The sequence below is a fragment of the Intrasporangium sp. genome (genome assembly GCF_035280925.1).
Classification (GTDB): domain Bacteria; phylum Actinomycetota; class Actinomycetes; order Actinomycetales; family Dermatophilaceae; genus Intrasporangium.
Map to the genome: position 1 here is coordinate 1 of NZ_DATEEY010000192.1, position 2,290 is coordinate 2,290.

General features: G+C 69.1%; 1 protein-coding gene. It reads right to left on the minus strand.

The window, feature by feature from the left end:
- A partial coding sequence (gene metH, locus VJN29_RS17510) for a methionine synthase (RefSeq protein WP_324144921.1) occupies positions 1 to 2,290 on the minus strand: 2,290 nt, incomplete at both ends.

Sequence of the window (2,290 nt, forward strand, 5' to 3'; positions counted from 1 at the left end):
CTTGATCTCCCAGGCGAGGAAGAAGGGGGTCCAGTCGATGTAGGGCCGCAGCTCGCCGAGGGGGAAGTCCTCCCAGACCCGGGTGAACTGCGTCGCCGCGCGGTGCCAGTGCGAGTCCGTGGGCCCGGACCAGCGGTCGCGACTCTGCTGGGCGAGGAGGTGCGGCCGAACGGGCCGGTGCGCGGCCCAGTCCAGCCGAAGCCGGTTGGCACACGCCTGCTCGTACGTCGAGAGGGGCCGCTCGCCGGTCTTCGCCGCGTGCCGGGTGCGGATCGCGTCGTAGTCCTTGGTGACGCCGTCGAGGAACGCCTCACGCTGACCGTCCGAGAGCAGCTGGCTCACGACCGGCACCGAGCGCGAGGCGTCCTTGACCCACACCACGGGCCCGCTGTACTGGCGGTCGACCTTGACCGCGGTGTGCGCCCTCGACGTCGTCGCCCCGCCGAGGAGCAACGGGATGGTGAACTCCTGCCGCTCCATCTCGGCGGCCACCCGCACCATCTCGTCCAGGCTGGGGGTGATGAGGCCGGACAGCCCGATGATGTCGGCACCGACGTCCTTCGCCGTGTCGAGGATCTTCTGGGTGGGCACCATGACCCCGAGGTCGACGACGTCGTAGTTGTTGCACTGGAGGACCACGCCGACGATGTTCTTGCCGATGTCGTGGACGTCGCCCTTGACGGTGGCCGTGACGACGAGTCCCTTGCTGCGCTTCCTCGCTGCGTCGTCCTTCTCCGCCTCGATGTACGGGATGAGGTGGGCGACGGCCTTCTTCATGACCCGCGCCGACTTCACGACCTGCGGGAGGAACATCTTCCCGTCGCCGAAGAGGTCGCCGACTACGTTCATCCCGTCCATGAGCGGGCCCTCGATGACCTCGAGGGGACGCCCGCCCGCGGCCGCGATCTCGAGCCGCAGCTCCTCCGTGTCGACGACGACGTCCTCGTCGATGCCCTTGACGAGGGCGTGGGTGATGCGCTCACGGACCGGCAGCGAACGCCACTCGGCGGCAGCCGGGTCCGCCTCCTCCCCGGACGCGCGGTAGTCCTCGGCGATGGTCAGCAGCCGCTCGGTCGCGTCCGGGCGCCGGTTGAGCACGACGTCCTCGATGGCGTCCCGCAGCCGGACGTCGACGGTGTCGTACGGCTGGAGGGCGCCGGCGTTGACGATGCCCATGTCCATGCCGGCCTTGATGGCGTGGAAGAGGAAGACGGCGTGGATCGCCTCACGGACGGCGTTGTTGCCCCGGAAGCTGAACGACACGTTCGACACGCCACCGGAGACCAGGGCGTGGGGGAGGTTCTTCTTGATCCAGCGGGTGGCCTCGATGAAGTCCGTGCCGTAGGCGGCGTGCTCCTCTATCCCGGTAGCCACCGCGAAGATGTTCGGGTCGATGATGACGTCCTCGGCGGGGAAGCCCACCTGGTCGACGAGCAGCCGGTAGGCCCGGCCACAGATCTCCTGCCGGCGTTCGAGGCTGTCGGCCTGACCCTCCTCGTCGAAGGCCATCACCACGACCGCCGCGCCGTACTTGCGGGCCAGCCTCGCGTGGTCGAGGAAGCTCGCCTCGCCCTCCTTCATGGAGATCGAGTTGATGATCGGCTTGCCCTGGGTGACCTTGAGCCCGGCCTCGATCACCTCCCACTTGCTGGAGTCGATCATGAGGGGCACCCGGCAGATGTCCGGCTCGGAGGCGACGAGCTTGAGGAAGCGGTCCATCGCGGCGACGCCGTCGATCATGCCCTCGTCCATGTTGACGTCGATGACCTGGGCACCCGCCTCCACCTGCTGGCGGGCGACACCGAGCGCCGTCGGGTAGTCCTCCTCGGTGATGAGGCGGCGGAAGCGGGCGGACCCGGTGATGTTCGTACGCTCGCCGACGTTGACGAACAGGCTGTCGGAGTCGATGACGCACGGTTCCAGCCCGGACAGCCGCAGTTCGGGGGCGACGACGGCTCGCTCCCGCGGCTTCCCCTGGGTCGCGGCCTCGGCGATCGCGCCGATGTGCGGCGCCGTCGTGCCACAGCATCCACCGACGATGTTGACGAGTCCGGCCGAGGCGAACTCCCCGATGACGCGGGCCATCGCCTCCGGCGTCTCGTCGTACTCGCCGAAGGCGTTGGGCAGGCCGGCGTTCGGGTGCGCTGAGACGAAGCAGTCGGCGAGGCGGGACAGCTCGGCGACGTAGGGGCGCAGCTCACCCGCTCCCAGTGCACAGTTGAGCCCCACGGCGAGCGGTCGGGCGTGCCGGACGGAGTACCAGAAGGCCTCGGTGACCTGTCCGGAGAGC